We start from the raw sequence: 18,820 nt of genomic DNA, 5'->3' as shown, positions 1-18,820 counted from the left end.
CTCTTCAATTAACAGAATACTTGGGCAACACGGTGCTTCTCGGCATATCCCGGCTCTTCACGCAGGCTGGTCAGTGCATCGGTGGGGCAAGCCTCTATACATTTCAGACAGCCCTTGCAGTACTGGTAATCAATCCCCTTCAATACCTGCTGCATCCGCCCGCGTTTATCGGCTTCCGCTTCCCACACGAAGCAGTAATCCGGACACACATTATCGCAGGCTGCACAGCTGATGCACTTCTCCGCATGAAACTCCGGCAGCAGTCCGGCACGGGACCCGCCCAGATCCTTCAATATACTATTGCCCTGTGCCGTAATTACGCCGCCGGGCAGCTGTGTTTTATATCCAAGCAGCGATTGCACCCGCTTAAAAGGCTTGATCTGTGAGCCCTCCGGCACTTCATAGGTCATAAACTGCACTTCATTGTAGCCCCGGTCGAAGGTGCGGAGGTTGGGCTCTACAAGCTGCGGGTACTTTTTCTCAAACGTCCGGCGGATAACGGTGCGCATCGCTTCAGGATCAAGAAAATCACAGATGCGGAACATCGCGCCGAGCATCGCGGTGTTAATCTTGGTCTTCTCCTCCACGGCTATGCCCATCGCATCAATCAGGGCCACGGTACCGGATTCAACGGCAAGACTGGCCCGCACCTCATCAAAGCCGCGGGTGGTATTGACCAGAATAACCCCGTCCGGCTGCAGGCCGCTGGCGACATTCACAATCTTGTACAGCGCTTCATGAAAAACGGCGATCAGATGCGGCTGCTCAATCGGGCTATGATCTCTGATCTCCATTTCCGGATCACAGAACCGGACAAAGGTTTTGACAGGCGAGCCCTTCTTCTCGGAACCGTAGGACGAGAAATTGGCGGCATTAAAGCCAAGCTCCAGCGCTCCAGTCTCGGCCAGCATTTTTCCGGCCAGATTGGCGCCAAGCCCCCCGATGGATTCCAGGCGGATCTCAAAGAAGCCGAGTGCATTTTTTTTGGTCAAGGTAGACAACGGATTTCCTCCTTCAGTGTGACGGTAAGCTCATATTTCAAATTTAGAATGAAATGGTCATATAATTTGGGATTGACCGTGACTCCAGAGAATGTTTGGACTTCCGGCCGCTGTTGTCTGCAGATTTCTTGATTTATACCGTTCTTAACGGTTGAAATCCGCAGACAGCATATGCTTCCGTAGCGAGCTTTTCTGCGAAAAGCTTTCAGACGGTCGCTACCGCTCCTCCAGTTCCAAAATTCCCCTCCGCCACTCTTCCCTTAATATAAGTTTTCAAATTCATTCTATATAGTGAAAATATTCACTTACTGTTTTATAGTTGTGCCTTATAGCTGCAATGATCCCCCCGGCTAAGCTCCATCCGGTAGCCGGAGACGGCAATCCGCATTTCAAGGCAGCTGCGGCATTGCTCCGGTTCATCGCCTATGCAGATTTTTTGCTCATACAGGGCGTATTTGCTGCGGATCTGCAGCGGTGACAGAATGGGCATGACGACATTTGCACCTGCCTGGAGCGCTTTTTCGCGGCCGGACGGGTCCAGCGTGCCCATTGCAGTAGTTGCAGGCATTAGAGCGTCCGGCACCATAAGTCTGGCCATCGCGATCATTACCAGTGTGTCTTCCACCGTCCCGCCGGCCGCTTGTTTAAGCGGTGTAGCGCTGTGCGGGATAAACGGGCCGATGCCGATCATCTCGGGCTGGAATGCTTTTAGAAACAGCAGATCTTCAGCAAGATGCCGGTGTGTCTGGCCGGGAAGCCCGACCATGAAGCCCGCCCCTACCTGATAGCCGATCTCCCGGAGGATGCGCAGGCAGTCCATGCGCTGATCGTAAAACATTCCGGGATGAAGAGATTCATAAAGGGCTCGCGATGCAGTTTCATGACGAAGCAGATAACGGTCAGCTCCGGCATTATACAGTGAACGGTAAAAGGCTTCACTCCGCTCTCCGACTGACAGGGTGATAGCAGCATCCGGAAAACGCAGCTTCAGCTTCCGGACAATAGAGGTCATTACCTGCTCAGAATAATGGATATCCTCCCCGCTCTGCAGCACGAACGACCGGTAGCCCAGCTCATAACCTTCGGCCGCACATTCACAAATCTCCTCCTCCGTGAGCCGGTAACGCTCTGCACTGGAATTGGAACGGCGCAGTCCGCAATACAGGCAGTCCTGCCTGCAGAAGCTGGAAAATTCAATCAGCCCGCGGGAGTAAACGCTTACACCATAATGCTGCTTACGGACCTCTGAAGCCCGGCTGTACAGTTGCTGCTTCAATTTGGGAGTCAGATGCCCGAGAAACCAGACGATTTCTTCCTTGGTCAATTCATGCTGTTCAGATAATTTGTCAAGCAATGCTTCCATTGTTCATTGGCCTCCGTCCTTGCGGCAGGCTTAAGCCATAGCGGAATACTGTGCCTCATGATCGGTTTCATAAAATAATTTACTCGCTAAGAATACTCTAGACTATGCCGCACCCGATGCTTAAATGCCGGGTTTTGTCTGCAGGTTATGATCTTTTTGGGAATTGTTGAAAAGTGTATGCATAACGGGTATGCCGACAGGGTTTGTCGGAGATGTGTCATTCTCAGTCCAATTGAGAATCGGGGCGGATTGCTTCTACTTAAATAGAATACAGCTAACGTAAAAAACTAGGTCTGCCCAATTAGCAAGCACCTTTTTCCGGACAGTTCAAATAAAGGTTGGGATCTCGGCAGAATCGAAGAAGGCTTGTGCCTTCGAGAAGCCGGGACTCGGAAGTAACCACAGAGTTAATGATATGGCCAGACGTAGATAAAAAGAGATCGACGACAATATGCATCCCTATGTGTAATATTACCTAACATATTTACCGGAAAACGCTTTAAAAAAAGAGTGAATATGAATATTTAAAAATTTATATGTCATCATTATTGACATTTTCGGTGTGACTATTTATATTGACATTATAAGATTTCAACGACACAACATTGTGTCAACGAAGGAAACAGCGGGTTCTCCCCACAATGTTGTGGCTGGACGGCTTGTTGTACCGGCATTCTTACATTTGTTTATAAAGTCAGCTACGATGACGTGGCTGCAATTGGCAACGGGGCCGATTAACACGATCCGCAGGTATGCGGGTTCTGTCAGTCGGCCCTTTTTTGTCAATTTACTTACTTGGGGTTTATTAAAAGGAGGATGTCAGCAATGGAAGCAAAAAGTTTTCGCAAGGCGGGTCATGCCCCGAGTCTGTTATCAGCTTTTTTGTACTTTGACGTAAGTTTTATGATTTGGGTGCTGTGCGGAGCGCTATCGCTCTACATTACCAAGGACTTCGGCTTGTCAGATACCCAAAAAGCAGCCATGGTCGCCATCCCTATCCTCGGCGGTTCGATCTTCCGGATTCCAATGGGGATCCTGGCAGACCGCATCGGGAGCAAAAAAGCGGGCCTGACCGGAATGTTTCTCACCATTATCCCCCTCCTGTGGGGCTGGCTTGGCGGAAGCAGCCTGCTGCAGATTCATATGATCGGATTCCTGCTCGGTTTCGCAGGTGCAAGCTTTGCCGTATCGCTGTCCCTTGCAAGCCGCTGGTACCCTCCGCAATATCAGGGGCTGGCGATGGGTATTGCCGGTGCAGGAAACAGCGGAACCGCGCTGGCCACCTTTTTCGGACCGCAAATCGCCCAGGCTTACGGATGGCACAGTGTGTTCGGATTCGCGCTGATTCCTCTGGGGATCGTAATGATTGTTTTTGCTGTATTGGCTAAAGATGCTCCAAATGCCCCTGCGCCCAAACCGCTCAAAGATTACCTCAGCGTCTTCAGACATGCGGATACCTGGTGGTTCTCAATGTTCTATGCCATTACCTTCGGCGGGTTTGTCGGGTTCGCCAACTACGCGAGCATTTTCTTCTATGATGTATACGGCGACGGCGCACACCCGGGAGGGCTGACCAAAATCCAGGTAGGATACCTGGTCACCATTACAGTCGTCGCGGGCAGCTTCTTCCGGCCTTTAGGCGGATGGATTGCGGACCGGATTGGCGGCATGCGCCTGCTGCTTGTTTTGTACAGTGTAATTTCGGTATGTGCGTTTGCGATTGCCTCAATGCCGGCTTCATTCCTGGTAATGCTGGTCTATACCAGCGTGATGATGGCCTGCCTCGGGATGGGAAACGGCTCGGTCTTTCAGATCATCCCTCAGCGCTTCTCCAGTGAGATCGGAGTCATTACCGGCATTGTCGGTGCTGCCGGAGGTCTTGGCGGATATCTGCTGCCGACTTACGTTCTGGGCCCGTTGAAGCAGTCCACTGGTTCACAAGTTACCGGCTTTCTAGTGGTTGGTTCCATTGTGTTACTCACCACGCTTATCTTCTACGCTGTAACAAGATCCTGGAGAAAATCCTGGGCGAAGGCGGAATCCGGGGTTAATTTCTAATCAGCTCGTACAAAAAAACTTCGGGGCGGTGAACTCACATGACAACTGGCAAAGTTAAAAGCGTCTGTCCTTACTGCGGGGTTGGCTGCGGGATCATACTCGAAGTATCCGATAACCGCGTAGTCAAAATCACCGGGGATAAGGAGCATCCGGCCAATTTCGGCCGGTTGTGCACCAAAGGCAGCACCGCTGCAGCTGCGATTACAGAATCCGGCCGGATGGAGTATGCCTACAGCCGGCCCTCCCGGGGGACTGAACCTGTAAAAATGGAAATCAGCGCAGCCATCTCCGAGACCGCGAAGCGGCTGCGCAGCATTCTGGAGGAACACGGACCGGATGCACTCTCCGTCTATGTATCGGGGCAAATGTCGCTGGAGGCCCAGTATCTGATTAACAAGCTGGCCAAAGGCTTCATCCGGACGTCGAATATTGAGTCCAATTCACGTCTGTGTATGGCTGGTGCCGGCAACGGCTACAAGCTCTCCCTGGGAGCGGATGGCCCTCCGGGTTCCTATCAGGATATGGATCAGACCGATTTATTCTTCGTTATCGGCGCCAATATGGCCGATTGTCATCCGATTCTGTTCCTGCGGATGATGGACCGGGTGAAGAACGGTGCCAAGCTGATTGTTGTTGACCCCCGGCGGACGGCAACGGCCGAGAAAGCCGACCTGTTCATGCAGATCCGACCCGGAACGGATCTGGCCCTGCTCAACGGACTGCTGCATCTGCTGGTTAAGAACGGCTATACGGACCCGGCCTTTATCTCCCGGTTCACCTTAGGCTTTGAGAGTATGGAGGAATTCCTGGAGGATTATCCGCCGGATAAAGTCTCCGAAATCACCGGCATCCCGGAAGCGGATATCCGTAAGGCAGCTGAGTGGATTGGTGGGGCTCCGGAGTGGATGTCCTGCTGGACCATGGGTCTCAACCAGAGCATTCACGGCACCTGGCACACGAATGCTATCTGTAATCTGCATCTGGCTACAGGAACGATCTGCCGTCCGGGGAGCGGCCCCTTCTCCCTCACCGGACAGCCCAATGCCATGGGCGGCCGGGAGATGGGCTACATGGGGCCGGGCTTGCCCGGACAGCGTTCTCTGGTGTCTGAGACTGACCGCAGCTTCATAGAGAAGCTGTGGGAAATTCCCCAAGGCACTCTTAGGACAGATGTCAGCGGCGGTACCATCTCCATGTTCGAAAGCATGATCACAGGCAAGATCAAAGCCTGCTGGATTATCTGCACCAATCCGGTGGCTACCGTTCCGAACCGCAAGAAGGTCATTGCTGCCCTGGAAGCAGCGGAGCTGGTCATTACCCAGGACAGCTTCCTGCATACCGAGACCAACCGGTATGCGGATATTCTGCTGCCCGGAGCCTTATGGGCTGAAGCTGAAGGCGTGATGATTAATTCGGAGCGCAACCTGACCCTGATGCAGCAGGCCGTGAAGCCGCCTGGAGAAGCTATGCCGGACTGGCAGCTTATTGCCCGGGTAGCCGCTGAGATGGGTTATGCTGAGGCTTTTTCCTACTCTTCTTCAGCCGAGGTCTACGCGGAAATCCAGCAAGCCTGGAATCCGAAAACAGGATATGACCTGCGCGGAGCCACCTATGAACGGCTAAGAGCAACGCCTGTTCAGTGGCCTAGTGCGCCGGATCAGCCGAATGACCGGAATCCCATCCGGTATCTGAACCGTCAAGGCGGCACAGCACAGATTGAACATTCAGATCACAGTTCTCCGGATCTCGTGTTCCCGACAGAAAGCGGAAAGGCTGTATTCTGGGCACGTCCGTATATGCCGCCTGCAGAGCTGCCGGACAGTGACTATCCCTTTGTGCTGAATTCCGGCCGCTTGCAGCATCAATGGCATACGCTGACCAAAACAGGCAAGGTCCAGAAGCTCAATAAACTAAATCCGGGCCCCTTTGTGGAAATCCACCCGGAAGATGCTGAAGTCCTGGGAATTAAGGACCGGGAGCCGGTGGAGCTCCGATCGCGGCGGGGGCTGGCTGTTCTTCCGGCGGTCCTCTCAGACCGCGTGCGCCCCGGCAACTGCTTTGCCCCTTTTCACTGGAATGATGTCTTTGGGTCACAGCTGGCTGTCAATGATGTTACCAATGATGCCGTCGACCCTATGTCCTTGCAGCCCGAGTTAAAATTCTGTTCGGTGTCTCTGGTCAAGGCTGCAGCTCAACCTGGCGGAGAACGGCATACTCCGGCCAAAGACCAGATTCCGGCTTCACAGCCAGCCAGCACAGAGACCATCCACCCTGAGGAGGCCTTAACGATGAAGCAGCTTAACACACTTGCAGGTCTGCTAGGGATTGAAGCCCCCGCAGCCCTGAATCTGGATAGCCACGAGCAGGCTTATCTCTCCGGCTTCCTCACCAGCCTGCGCACCGAGGCTGGCGGACCCGCTTCCGGCATCCCGGTTCTGCCGTCCAGCGCACCTTTTGAAGCACCTACCCGCTTCTTTGTAGATGGCCTGCTCGCTGGCATGTTCTCCCGCGTCCCGCTTACCGGAGCGGAAGCATACGCAAGAACAGAAACGCTAACAGACTCAGCCCATTCGAAGGCTGCTCCGCCGCCGGAGAGTACCGCTGCGGCCAAGCTTCCGGTAACTATTCTATGGGCTTCACAGACGGGAAATGCAGAGGGTGCAGCCATTGACTGCGCCAGGAAGTTACAGCAAGCCGGTTATGATGTACGGCTCGTAAATATGAACCAATACTCCGTGGGCGATCTGTCCAAGAACCGGTTTGCCCTGTTCATCGCCAGCACCTTCGGAGCCGGTGACCCTCCAGACAATGGCGAAAGCTTCTTCCAGTCCCTCCAGGCAGAGAATGCCCCGCAGCTTCAGGATCTGCGTTATGCCGTGCTCGCTTTCGGGGATTCCAATTACGATCTCTTTTGTGGCTTCGGGCGGAATCTGGATACCCGCCTCACGGAGCTTGGCGCGCAGCGGCTGCTTGACTGTGCCCATTGTAATACGGACTTTCAGGAGCAGGTGGATGCTTGGACGAATGATATCTCTGAATTGTTGAGCGGATTTACAGTCAGCCCGAAGCCCGGTGTACCTGCCGAAGCAAGCAGTAATTCATCCCCTCAGCTTGCCGTATCCGCTACGGTTGCCTCTAGTTCAGATCCGCGCGGATATCACCGGAACCACCCGGTATCGTCCAGGCTGCTGTTCAAGCAGAACCTGAACAAGGCCGGATCTGAAAAAGAAACCCGCCACTACGCCTTCGACCTTACGTCTGCCGGGGTCCGGTTCGAAGCCGGCGATGCTCTGGGCGTGTGGCCTGCCAACTGTCCGGATCTGGTCCGCGAGCTGCTGCATACACTGGGCATTGATCCCTCTACTCCGGTGCTTGTCAAAGGCCAGGGAGAGATGCGGGTGACCGAGGCGCTGCTCCGTCATTTCGAGATTGCCCGGGTGACACCGGATATGCTCCGGTTCATCCGTGACCGCGCTCAGGATGCCCGGTTAAGCAAGCTGCTTGACAATGAGAACCCGGCGGAGCTCAAGCAATGGCTGTGGGGCCGTCAGCTGATCGATGTGCTGCAGGAATTTCCGGTTCCCCTCAGCGCACAGGAGCTTATGGAGCAACTCAAGCCTTTGCAGCCCCGCCTCTATTCGATTTCTTCCAGCCCGAAAGCCAGTCCGAACGAGGTTCATATTACCGTTTCCACTGTCCGCTACGAGAGTAACGGCAGCACCCGCAAGGGAGTATGCTCAACCTTTCTCGCAGACCTTGCTACAGAGGATACGGACATTCCCGTTTTCATTCAAAAGAATGCCCATTTCCGCCCGCCGGCTAATCCCGATGCCCCGATGATAATGGTCGGCCCGGGTACTGGCATTGCACCGTTCCGGGGCTTCCTGCAAGAGCGCAAAGCATCCGGGGCCAAGGGAAGAAACTGGCTGATCTTCGGTGAACAGCGGGAGGAAAGTGATTTCTATTTCCGCGAAGAGCTTGCGGATCTTCAACTGGAAGGTTTCCTGCACCGGCTGGATACGGCCTTTTCCCGCGATCAGGCTGACAAGGTTTATGTACAGCACCGCATCCTTGAGCATGGGGCCGAGCTCTGGGCCTGGCTTCAGGAAGGCGCGCACTTTTACGTATGCGGAGATGCCCAGCAAATGGCCAAAGAGGTAGATGCCGCGCTGAAGATGGTTATCCAGCAGCACGGCGGCATGACAGCGGATGAAGCGAATCATTATGTAAAAGAAATGTCGTTATCCAAGCGGTATGCGCGGGATGTTTATTAAGCAGAAGACTATTTAAACGAGTTTTCTTCTGAAATCAGCAGCAAGGAACGTGGTCAAATCGAGGCAAAGAACGAACGACGCAAAAAAAGCATCAAAGGCTTCCGTGAGGAAGTTAAGGACGAAGCCTCACATTCCGAGGAGTAGACAGCTAATGGCGATGCCCCCCCGTTCTACCGGGGTGGCATCGCCATTTGTTTAATTCGGCCCAACGCTCATACGGGCTGTTTCTCTATGCAGCTCTACTTGTGCGGGTGATAGGCCACACCATCAATCTGTACCTTCAAGCATTATCGCTGGGATACCGCACTTCTCTGAAGTGCAGAGATCACGGTTTAGCTTGGTAAATAATTTAATGCGCCGTCATCGTATTGGTCAGACTGCCGAGCTTTTCAATCTTAACCGTTACAACATCGCCAGCCTGCAGATAAACCTGCTTTTCCGGCGGATACCCAAGAACCACACCTTCAGGCGTACCAGTAAGAATAATGTCTCCCGGCTCCAATGTCATATGCTGTGAGGCGTAGCTGATAACTTCATCGCAGTGGAAGATCATATCCGACGTGTTGGAGGATTGCCGCACCTCCCCGTTCACACTGCACGATATCCGGAGATTGTTCGGCTCTCGCACTTCATCGGCAGTAACCAGATATGGCCCCACAGGGGCAAACTTGTCACAGGTTTTGCCGAGCAGCCACTGCTGGGTCTTGAACTGCAGATCTCGGGCAGACAGGTCATTCGCGCAGCAATAGCCGAAGACGTAATCAAGCGCATTGTCCTTGCTCACATTGCTGGCTGTACGGCCAATGACAATTGCCAGCTCCGCCTCATAGTCTACTTGCTGTGATACCTCAGGTAAAGGAACGTCCTCAAGATGCCCAGCCAGCGCATTGTTAAATTTGCTGAACAGAATCGGGGTCTGCGGGATCGCTGATCCAGTCTCTTCGGCATGCTTTCGGTAGTTGAGACCGACACAGAGAATTTTTCCCGGAGCAGTCACTGCAGGCCCGAAAGTTAGTCCATTTTCATCCAGCAGCAAATAGCTGTTGTCCGGGTTACCGGTAACGAAACCGGCAAGGCTAAGCAGCTTATTGAGAACTTCATCTCCTCCTGAAATGGCCTGGTGGATATCCAGGTCCGCTAATTCCGCCTGACCGCCCGCTGCGGCAGCACCGGCAACGTCCACAATCCCCGAATCCGTATGTATACCAAGCCGGGAACCGCCTTCCTGCACATAATTGAGCAGCTTCATCGTAATCTCTCCTCTTTGCAAAGTGAAATCTCGCTTGCTTTTACAAGAATAGCACATCCTCTGACCTTTAACTGCAGCGGAAGCAACACCATTTTATCCATCAGCAGCTACTATGCCTTGCTGTTCAAAGCGGGTTTTCTGTTTGCCGGGCCTGCTGCACATAACCGTGTTGCTTGTCGCGTTACTATATTAATAGACCAGTAGATGATACCATGAACTAGAACTTATGCATGTCATAATTTATCTAAGTCCGGTTCGTATCCTACACAGCTACGATTAGGGTGGATAAATCTACCCGCTTTGCCTCATGCATTGACAGTGGCGAAAAAGGGTCGTTACACTGGTCTTACAGGTCAAAAATGCGGAGGACCACCGGTTATGAGGAAGCTGCTGCTTTTTATGCACAAAATCCGCTTTAAAATGTTCATCATCATTCTCGCCTGCATGCTGACAGTTGCGCTGTCCATCAGCCTGATCGCCTACAGGTATATTACCGATCTGCTAACCGAAAAACAGATGAGCCAGATGAAATCCTATTCGGACCGGCAGTCGGAACAGCTGGAGAGAATATTGTCGGATATAAAAGCCCCGCTCGGTCAGCTGGCCGGAAAGCTGTCGGAAACCGACCAGTCGCGTGAAGGCGTTACTAGTGTACTCCGCATGTACCAATATTCCGTGTACCCTTTTTCCAGAGGCATGTATTTCATTGCTCCGGACTACTCGATCTATGAAACTGCACAAACCACTGTGCTGCCGGAGCCGCTTATAGATAAGTTGTTCGCCTCTGCCCGAAACTCCTGGACCTCTCTGCAGACAGCCGGGCCTTACCAGTCGGAGAATAAAGGGCTTGTGCTGACGATTGCCGTAACCGTTTACAGAGGAATGGACATTCAGGGCATTCTCGCTGCCGACATCGATCTGCTGGCCCTGAACGAGCTGATTGCGGGCATGAACCCCTCTCCTACCACCTCCACCCTGTTGTTCAACCCTGATATCCAGCCGATCCTCAGCTCTGTTAAAGTACGGCAGGACGAATACAGCGGTCTTTTTCCCCAGATCAAAAGTTATCTTCAGCAGGCAGCCGGCGGCGTTCTCCCCTTGTATACTGAGGATGAAGAATTTGTCGCTCTGTTCGGCAGCCCTAACTCCCAGAACTGGCGCCTGGTCAGCTTTGTTGACAAGCAGGATATTCTCGCTCCGGTTACTCAGCTGCGGGCTTATGCTATCTATCTGGTGCTCTTTTTTATCCTGCTGTCGCTGATCATCTCATTCTTCCTTGCCCGTTACATCGACGGACCGATTTCCGGCCTGATTCTGCAAATGCGACGTATTCAAAAAGGCAACCTGGGGCTGCGGGTCCGCCTGAAGCGCAAGGATGAGTTCCGCACACTGGCGGACTCCTTTAACGTTATGCTGGATCATATCGGAGAGCTGATCGACGACAAGCTGAGAATTGAAAAGATGAAAAAGCAGTACGAATTCCGCGCGCTTCAGGCTCAGATTAACCCGCATTTTCTCTATAATACGCTCAATTCCATCAATGCCCTGGTGGATCTGAAGCGGACGGATGAAATCGCCAAGGTGCTGCACGCACTTGTTAATCTGCTGAATTATTCGATGGGCAAAGGGGAAGCACTGACCACGCTGAACAATGAGCTGCAGGGACTGAAGCATTACGTGTATCTGCAGCAGATCCGCTATCAGAACAAGTTTGATGTAGCCTTCAAGGTGGACGATGAGATCCTTGACTGCCAAATTTTGAAGCTGACCCTGCAGCCGATTGTGGAAAATGCCATTTTTCACGGAATTAAGGAAAAACGGCGTGGAGATGGGCAGATCACAGTAGGCGGAAGTTTGTACAAATCCAAAATTGTGCAGCTCTACGTTGAAGACAACGGCACCGGTATTGCACCCGGACGTCTTGCCGGACTATTGGAGCCTTCTGATACTGATGTTCATGCTGCTGAAGAGCTTCCCCGCTATTCATCAATGGGGCTTAGGAATGTTCATGAGCGGCTGCAGCTGCAGTTCGGTGAGGCTTACGGTCTGAACGTTGAAAGTACCGAAGGGCTGGGGACCAAAATTATCATTTCTTTCCCGGCCTTGAGAGGAGGACAGTCAGATGAGCATTAATCCGGTTGTACTGGACAAAATCCGTTGTATCGTTGTGGATGACGAGGCGCTGATCCGTGAGAGATTCCGGTATGCTTTTCCGCTGGAGGAGCATGGGTTTGAGATCGTAGGCGAAGCAGAGGATGGCGAAGAAGCGTTGGAGCTGTGCAGACAGCTTAGTCCTGACATTGTTATCACCGATGTCGTAATGCCCCGGATGAACGGACTGGAGCTGACAGAGGAGCTGAAACGGCTGATGCCGCGGGTTAAAGTGATTATCTTATCAAGCTTTCAGGAATTTGAATTTGCCCGTAAGGCCGTCATGCTCGGGGCGTTAGGTTATTTGCTGAAGGTGACCTCGGGTTATCAGGAGCTGCTTGAGATTCTCGACCAGGCACGTAATGAAATTGAAGCCGACCGGGAAAAGATGCTGCTGTCCATTGAGGAACGCAAGCATCTGCAGGACAGCCAGCCGCTGCTGCGTAAACAGGTTATCCTCGACATCCGCTCCGGCGCGGCGCAGTCCCTCTCCAAGCTAAACAGTACCTGTGATTTCGTGAATTGGCACCGGCCTGAGGCGACTTTTGTAATGGGCATGGTCAGCATTGACCGTTATAGTGCGTTGTCCAGGACATTTCATCCCAAGGACCTCTCCCTGTTCAAGTACGTAATGATGCGGATCATTGAGGAGCTTGCTGACAAAAATCTGTTATGCAATGTGTTTGACTGGGACCGGCAAAGCATCGGACTGTGGATTCAGCTGCCTGAAACTTGCATAGATCAGACGGAGCATCTGCTGTTCTATGAAAATATTTTACATCATGCGAGAAAATATTTGCCGTTCACTGTTTCTGTGCGCATAAGCACTGAACACCGCATGGATGCAGGTCCGCACGCCTGGCAGGCATCTTTCGGATCAGCCTTCGCCGAGTTAGAGGAGTTGGCAGCTGACTTGTTCTATCACGGGCATGGCGGGCTGCATGTTTACGGTGCCGGGTTAGCTGCGGGACAGGAGCCTTCACAAGGGGAAGAACAAGCTAATACAAGCCGTGCTTACAGCCCCGCTATGCCTGATCTTCCCGACCCTGTGGAACGGCTTGCCGGCTGGAGTGATCCGTCACTGCTTCAGAGGCTGGTGCATGACGAATACATACGGCCGGTTACCCGGATGCAGCTCCAGCCTGCTGTACTGCTGCGCTGGATGGAGGAGCTGGCTGTGCGCTGGACTACGATGGACGCTGATTCCCCCAGCCGTTTTCAATCTGAGCTTGGCGATATCGAAACCGTATTTGATGCTGAAGAATTTTTGGTCCGTCTGTTCATGTGGAAGCAGAGCGCCAGCCAGCTGTCCTTCGACCAGCCTGTGCAGCGCAGTGAAATCCAGAAGGCGCTGGATTACGTCGCCAAGCATTACCGGGAGCCTGTCAGTGTAGCGGATATAAGCGAATATACAGCCATTAGCCCGAACTATTTCAGTCATTTGTTCAAAGCTCAGACCGGTATCAACTTCTCCGATTACGTGACCCGCTACCGGATTGAGAAATCCAAACAGCTCCTGCGTGAAACGGATAAGCAGGTTGGCGAAATCGCCGAGCAGGTCGGCATTCCCGACTACAAATACTTCGCCCGGATCTTCCGCAGGCTGGTCGGCAAGACCCCCAGCCAGTACCGGGAGGAGGAAGGCTTCCATAAGGGCAAAGTCTAGTGACGCAGTTAAAAAGGAGTACACCCGCTATGTGTTCGGGAGTACTCCTTTTTGATGTTGCTGAGGTTTTTACCCGTGGACGCCTCATCCGGCCAAATCAAGGACATTTTTGCCTTTCATTTGACAGCGGTAGCCACATTGGGCCAAATCAAGGGCATTTTTGCCTTTCATTTGAGCGTGGATGTCCCATTTGGCCAGATCAAAGGCATTTTTGCCTTTCATTTGAGCGTAGACGCCTCATCCGGCCAAATCAAGGGCATTTTTGCCTTTCATTTGAGCGTGGACGCCCCATTCGGCCAAATCAAGAGCATTTTTGCCTTTCATTTGAGCGTAGATGCCCCATTCGGCCAAATCAAGGGCATTTTTGCCTTTCATTTGAGCGTGGACGCCCATTCGGCCAAATCAAAGGCATTTTTGCCTTTCATTTGAGCGTGGACGCCCCATTGGGCAAAATCAAGGGCATTTTTGCCTTTCATTTGAGCGTAGACGCCTCATCCGGCCAAATCAAGGGCATTTTTGCCTTTCATTTGAGCGTAGATGCCCCATCCGGCCAAATCAAGAGCATTTTTGCCCTTCATTTGACAGCGGTAGCCACATTGGGCAAAATCAAGGGCATTTTTCCCTTTCATTTGACAGCGGTAGCCACATTGGGCAAAATCAAGGGCATTTTTGCCTTTCATTTACCCACGGCTGCCCCTATATTCGACTAGAGTGCATCAGCCGCCACAATCAGTTCGAAGACAGAGCCGGCGGCGAACAGCGTACCGGACTTCGGCTTGAAGGTCACCGAGGTCACGGCTGCGTTGCTCTTCCAGCGGCCGCCGTACAAGGCAATCCGGCTGCCGCATGTGCCGGCGAGCGACAAGATATGCTTATGGCGGTCGTCCTCGGCATGCCGGATAATGGACAGGGTTCCGAAGCCAAATACGCCGGCTTCTGCTTCCGCGCCAGGGATGACTCCGATCTCATTGTCTGACAGCAGAGCCGTTTCATGCTCGCCCTTGTTTTCAATTTCCCCGTAAGCGGATGCCCGGCGGATCGCATAATTTCCAGCTGAGGTATCATTGTTTACCTCGAGCAGGAGGCCGTCTTCCTTGGCTCCGGAATTACTTCTTGCCACAACGACAGCACGCAGTCCGATAGCTCCCGCCGGAACCTGAAGTGTGACCGAAGCTTCACCGGTGCCGGAGACAACGTGCCGGGCTGCCGGAGCCTCTGCTTTATAGGCGCTTATGATGGAACCGGGCAGATAATATTCCCCGCCCATTCCGGGGAAATAATGCAGCCGGGTTAATGCTGCTGTATTTCTTCTGCGGCCGTTCTCCTGACTGACCGGATAAAAAACATCCTCATACGCAGCATGCTGGCTCATCCACGGCTTGTGGAAATCCGTGCTGCGGTATTCCGGATACATCACCACCAGATTTCCAAAAGAATCCGCCGGAGCTGTAGCCGCCGTTGACCAACCGACCCGCTTCTCTTTGTAGTACTCGTTAATAACCCTGGGATCTGCGATCCCTTCCCCTCCTAAACGATGAAGCGGATAATTAGCAGCCGTGGTATCGTTATTGAGCTCCTGATAGACCCGGTCGCCTTGACGGTTGGACTGATTATGGCTGGACCGGAGATACATCAGCAGGATCAGATGATTGGCATCCGCTGGCAGAGTGCCAAAGGTGAATTTCCGGGTTTGTGCATCCGGCAGCCGGTCTGCCGCCAGAAGCGTTTCATTAACTGCATACAAGGTGACGATTGAGCCCTCTGCCCACTGGTTGAGTCCGCCGGGTACATTTTGCCATGTCCGTAGAGTGATAGAGTCAATTGCAGCCGTGCTCTCCCACGCTCCGGCATGACGCTGCAGCCTGGTCTCCAGCGAAGAACCCATGCTCTGCCACAGCTTCAGATTGTCAGTGCGGAAGGCAAACGGAAACAGCAGATAACCGCCGCCAAACCCTGCAGTTGACGGGGGAATATCCACGCCTTGCGCTACATTCGTATTCGTTGTACTGGTTGTGGTAACCGAAGAACCTGTTGCCGCGAACTCTCTGCGGTTATAGTGAGCAGCAGTATCACCGTTCAGAATAACCTCACAGAATCTGCGCTCGGTGTATGTCTGGGCAGCGTTGACCTCAATAACCAGATGGCGTGTTCCAGCAGGTACCAGTGCAGCTAATGAGCTGAAGACTACCTCCTGCAGCGGTGTGCTATCTACCTTTATCTCAGCAATGCGCATTAGCGGCAATGAAGACAGAATACTCATGAATAATCGCTCCTTTAGACATGGAATAAATATTCTACGAACTTAAGTCTGCTAATTCAGCTAATCCGGCATTTCAGTTGCAGCAGAGGCCAGTCCCGCAGTAATCTGCCGGGTAATCCAGAAGGACTCTTCAGGTTCTGTTTCAGCTCCCGCCGCGTCTGACAGCCCTTCCGGCCATTGTTCATCCGCAATATAGGCAAGCGCAGCAGTAAAAGGAATCACTCCAAGATTCCGAAGCTTTTCTACAGCCGGAATCACAAGCAGCTCACCGGTATCTGCTGCTTCCATAGGCCAGCGGATATCCAGATAAGCCTCCTCCGGATAAAACCCTTCACGGAGCCGTAAAGACAGCCTGTTGCCGCCATGGTTCCATTCCATCCACCTGCAGTCTGCTCTCTCACCTAATGGCCCAGAGTGAAACAACACCGCAGTCAGTGTACCTGAAACGGCCTGCAGGTTTACCCCCGCCCAATCAGCCTGCCTAATAATTCTGCCGGCAGAAACCATCCCTCTGCCGTTCTTATAGGCAACCTCAATTAGACCCCGCCCTTCTGCCTTCTGCTCCTCCAGACAACGTGCCTCATACAGAACACGCACTCCAGCATCCTGCAGGAGACGGTCTGCCGCCAGCTGCACCAATACAGGCTCCAGCTGTTCCCCGTTCCACGCCCCTTCTTTTTGCAGCAGATCAATCAGCTCATTCGCAACATCACTTTCAGCATCAATTCCACTGAAAATGGTCACTCTGTACTTCGTAACCTCCGTCATCAAAGCACTTCCGTCAGCAATCAGCACCACCTTCCTGCCTTGACGGCCCAACGCTGCCGCACAGATAACCTCTGCGGTCCCGGCACCAATCACTGCAATATCAAACTCACCGAGCAGCGGGACAGCCCCTCCTTTTTCCGGCATACCCGCCTCGCTCCAGGGAAGCAGCCGCACTGCCGCATTGCGGACATACCCCCGCGGATCGGCCGCAGCAGCAGCAGCAGCCGCACTTCCAATGTCCCTCCCCTGCTCCCCGCTCAAGTCTGCCAGTAAGGCTGCTGCTCTCAGCTCAAGGCTCCAGCCGAGCGATTCCGGCCGGTCCCCGTGCATCCGGTAATCCATTCCAAGGTCACCGGATGATAACCACGCCTCAACAGCAACGGCAGCCTCAGCACGTTCCCCGGCGTTCAGCACCGGACAAACAGCAGACAAGTAGTCCAGCAAAAAGGTGCTGCGAACCGCGCCCGGCTGTTCTTTAAAAGCAGCCGCCGCCTGACTAACTCCAGCGGTGCTTTTCAGCATATGCAGAAGTACAAACGAGGCAATCCAGAACGGTACGCATTTGGGATGATTGCTAAGCTTAGTCATATCCCTGGCAGCAATGCGTTCCAGCAGGTATGGAACGGCTTCTTCCCTTCCAAGCATGGCGAGTGTGATAGCAGCACAGAATCTCGCCTCCGGTGTGCCTTCATAAAGCCTGCTTTCCAGCAAAGAGATGACTGGCCTATCCTGAGCTGCTTCAGCTGAACCGCCCAGCAGCCAGACTGCCTTCCACCGCTCGTCCGTCCCGAAATAATAAGCAAGCTGTTCCCCATGCGAAGCGGCGTTCTCCCTTCCCATCTCCACCACACCAGCCAACTCACCGTGCTTAAAGCACAGATTCCGGCCATGCGTCCGCTTCAGCTCCTCAGCCTCCAGTACTCCCCGTTCGACCAGCCGCTTCTGCAGCACCGAACGGTCCAGCTCACGCGGTGCAGCGCCGGAACGGATACTCATTGCAGCGGCAACGCCTGCTGCCTCACCAACCTTGTGCATATCCTTTTGCATCCGCACACCCATTCCAACATCCCGGTCTACAGACAGGGCGCGCCCGGCTACCAGCAGATTTCCGATGCCGGCAGGCAAAAGCGCTCCGTAAGGAATGTCGCACCACAAGCCCTTGACGAACAAGCCCATGACCGCAATCCAAAGCTGGCTGAATTCACTTTCGTTCCCGGTATCAAAGCCGTGGTTATCCAGATGGGAATAGCTGCGGCAGATGACCTCCGGCGAAGGACGGTCCTCGATGTAATCCTGCAAACGAATTGTTGCATCTCCCGTAATTAATCCGCCCTCCCGCACCCCCAGCATGGAAGATAAAGCAAAGTAACGAGCACCCTGTGCATACCCTTCCCTGACCCATTTACGGCCGCGGATAAAAGCCCGCGACACATCCCAGGGATCATACGGATCTACCCATCCGGCATCCAGATTGTCATACCCGATTTCACCGTCCAGCACTCTGCGCGGAATGAAGGAATAATTGTGATACACACCGTCCAGCCCGCGGCCGTACCTCAGTCTGCCTCCGGCCATACGGACGAGATGCGCATTCCCGGTGCTGTCGATCGTTACCCCGGCACGGATTTCCAGCCTGCCTGCCGGAGTCAGCAAACGTACGCCTACCACATTCTCATCCTCTTTTATAACCTTATACACCACAGAGTCCAGGTAAACCTCAATCCCCTTTTCCCGGCAAAGGGCGGCAAGCACCACCCGCTTGGCATCCGGATGAAAACCCTTGGTTTTGCCTCCGAATATTGCAGCTGCCTCTGCGGTCCGGCGGTCAATCTCCTCCTGTAGCCCTCCGGGAGAACCGTAATAATAACGGTGGATACCGCCGCGGGTAGCAACTCCGCCGAGTGCGGTATCATTTTCAACCAGGATGACCTTCGCGCCTTCCTCTGCGGCCGCAATGGCCGCCACACAGCCTGCAGTTCCGCCTCCAACAACGAGAACCTCTGTCCGGACGGATTTTGACTGGCCCATGC

General features: G+C 53.4%; 11 protein-coding genes and 1 pseudogene. 7 read left to right on the top strand and 5 right to left on the bottom strand.

Annotation, left to right across the window (positions count from 1 at the left end):
* Nucleotides 1-8: 8 nt before the first annotated feature.
* Complete coding sequence (locus tag AC4G46_RS15745) at nucleotides 9-1,001, bottom strand: 2-oxoacid:acceptor oxidoreductase family protein (RefSeq protein ID WP_491123550.1); 993 nt, start codon at nucleotides 999-1,001, stop codon at nucleotides 9-11.
* 313 nt (nucleotides 1,002-1,314) lie between these two features.
* Entirely contained in the window at nucleotides 1,315-2,364 is a 1,050-nt protein-coding gene (gene hydE, locus AC4G46_RS15740; RefSeq protein WP_491123549.1) for a [FeFe] hydrogenase H-cluster radical SAM maturase HydE, read from the bottom strand.
* A gap of 825 nt (nucleotides 2,365-3,189) precedes the next feature.
* Here hydE and AC4G46_RS15735 point away from each other — a divergent pair.
* The 3 genes and pseudogenes from AC4G46_RS15735 to AC4G46_RS15725 all read left to right on the top strand — a co-directional run.
* Entirely contained in the window at nucleotides 3,190-4,422 is a 1,233-nt protein-coding gene (locus AC4G46_RS15735; protein WP_491123548.1) for an MFS transporter, read from the top strand.
* 38 nt (nucleotides 4,423-4,460) lie between these two features.
* Nucleotides 4,461-8,696: a sulfite reductase subunit alpha gene (locus tag AC4G46_RS15730; protein ID WP_491123547.1), complete on the top strand. Its 4,236-nt coding sequence runs from the start codon at nucleotides 4,461-4,463 to the stop codon at nucleotides 8,694-8,696.
* Nucleotides 8,697-8,840: pseudogene (locus tag AC4G46_RS15725) on the top strand (small acid-soluble spore protein Tlp); the annotation flags it as partial. It abuts the gene before it with no gap.
* Nucleotides 8,841-9,045: 205 nt separating this feature from the next.
* Here the strand turns inward: AC4G46_RS15725 and AC4G46_RS15720 are convergent.
* Nucleotides 9,046-9,945 carry a fumarylacetoacetate hydrolase family protein gene (locus AC4G46_RS15720; RefSeq protein WP_491123546.1) on the bottom strand — a complete coding sequence of 300 codons (900 nt, stop codon included), beginning with the start codon at nucleotides 9,943-9,945 and terminating at the stop codon, nucleotides 9,046-9,048.
* Between the two features lie 378 nt (nucleotides 9,946-10,323).
* Between AC4G46_RS15720 and AC4G46_RS15715 the strand changes: the two genes are divergently transcribed.
* From AC4G46_RS15715 to AC4G46_RS15700, 4 genes are all read left to right on the top strand, one after another.
* Nucleotides 10,324-12,078, top strand: coding sequence for a cache domain-containing sensor histidine kinase (locus tag AC4G46_RS15715; protein ID WP_491128753.1), 1,755 nt, complete (start codon nucleotides 10,324-10,326; stop codon nucleotides 12,076-12,078).
* Complete coding sequence (locus tag AC4G46_RS15710) at nucleotides 12,068-13,762, top strand: response regulator transcription factor (RefSeq protein WP_491128752.1); 1,695 nt, start codon at nucleotides 12,068-12,070, stop codon at nucleotides 13,760-13,762. Before AC4G46_RS15715 ends, AC4G46_RS15710 begins: the two co-directional genes overlap by 11 nt.
* Nucleotides 13,763-13,837: 75 nt before the next feature.
* The gene (locus AC4G46_RS15705) at nucleotides 13,838-14,191 is read left to right on the top strand and encodes a hypothetical protein (RefSeq protein ID WP_491128751.1); all 354 of its coding nucleotides are present in this window, start codon (nucleotides 13,838-13,840) and stop codon (nucleotides 14,189-14,191) included.
* Nucleotides 14,192-14,193: 2 nt separating this feature from the next.
* The gene (locus tag AC4G46_RS15700; RefSeq protein ID WP_491128750.1) at nucleotides 14,194-14,472 is read left to right on the top strand and encodes a hypothetical protein; all 279 of its coding nucleotides are present in this window, start codon (nucleotides 14,194-14,196) and stop codon (nucleotides 14,470-14,472) included.
* Here AC4G46_RS15700 and AC4G46_RS15695 read toward each other — a convergent pair.
* Nucleotides 14,469-16,022, bottom strand: a complete 1,554-nt coding sequence (locus AC4G46_RS15695) for a hypothetical protein (protein WP_491128749.1) — start codon at nucleotides 16,020-16,022, stop codon at nucleotides 14,469-14,471. The two genes, AC4G46_RS15700 and AC4G46_RS15695, sit on opposite strands and share 4 nt — an antisense overlap.
* A gap of 60 nt (nucleotides 16,023-16,082) precedes the next feature.
* On the bottom strand, nucleotides 16,083-18,818 hold the full coding sequence (locus AC4G46_RS15690) for an FAD-dependent oxidoreductase (protein ID WP_491128748.1): 2,736 nt from the start codon (nucleotides 18,816-18,818) through the stop codon (nucleotides 16,083-16,085).
* Nucleotides 18,819-18,820: the final 2 nt, after the last annotated feature.

Source organism: Paenibacillus sp. fava2 (assembly GCF_058313675.1).
The sequence above is the reverse complement of the archived record's forward strand: the minus strand, read 5'-3'. Positions and strand labels throughout refer to the sequence as shown.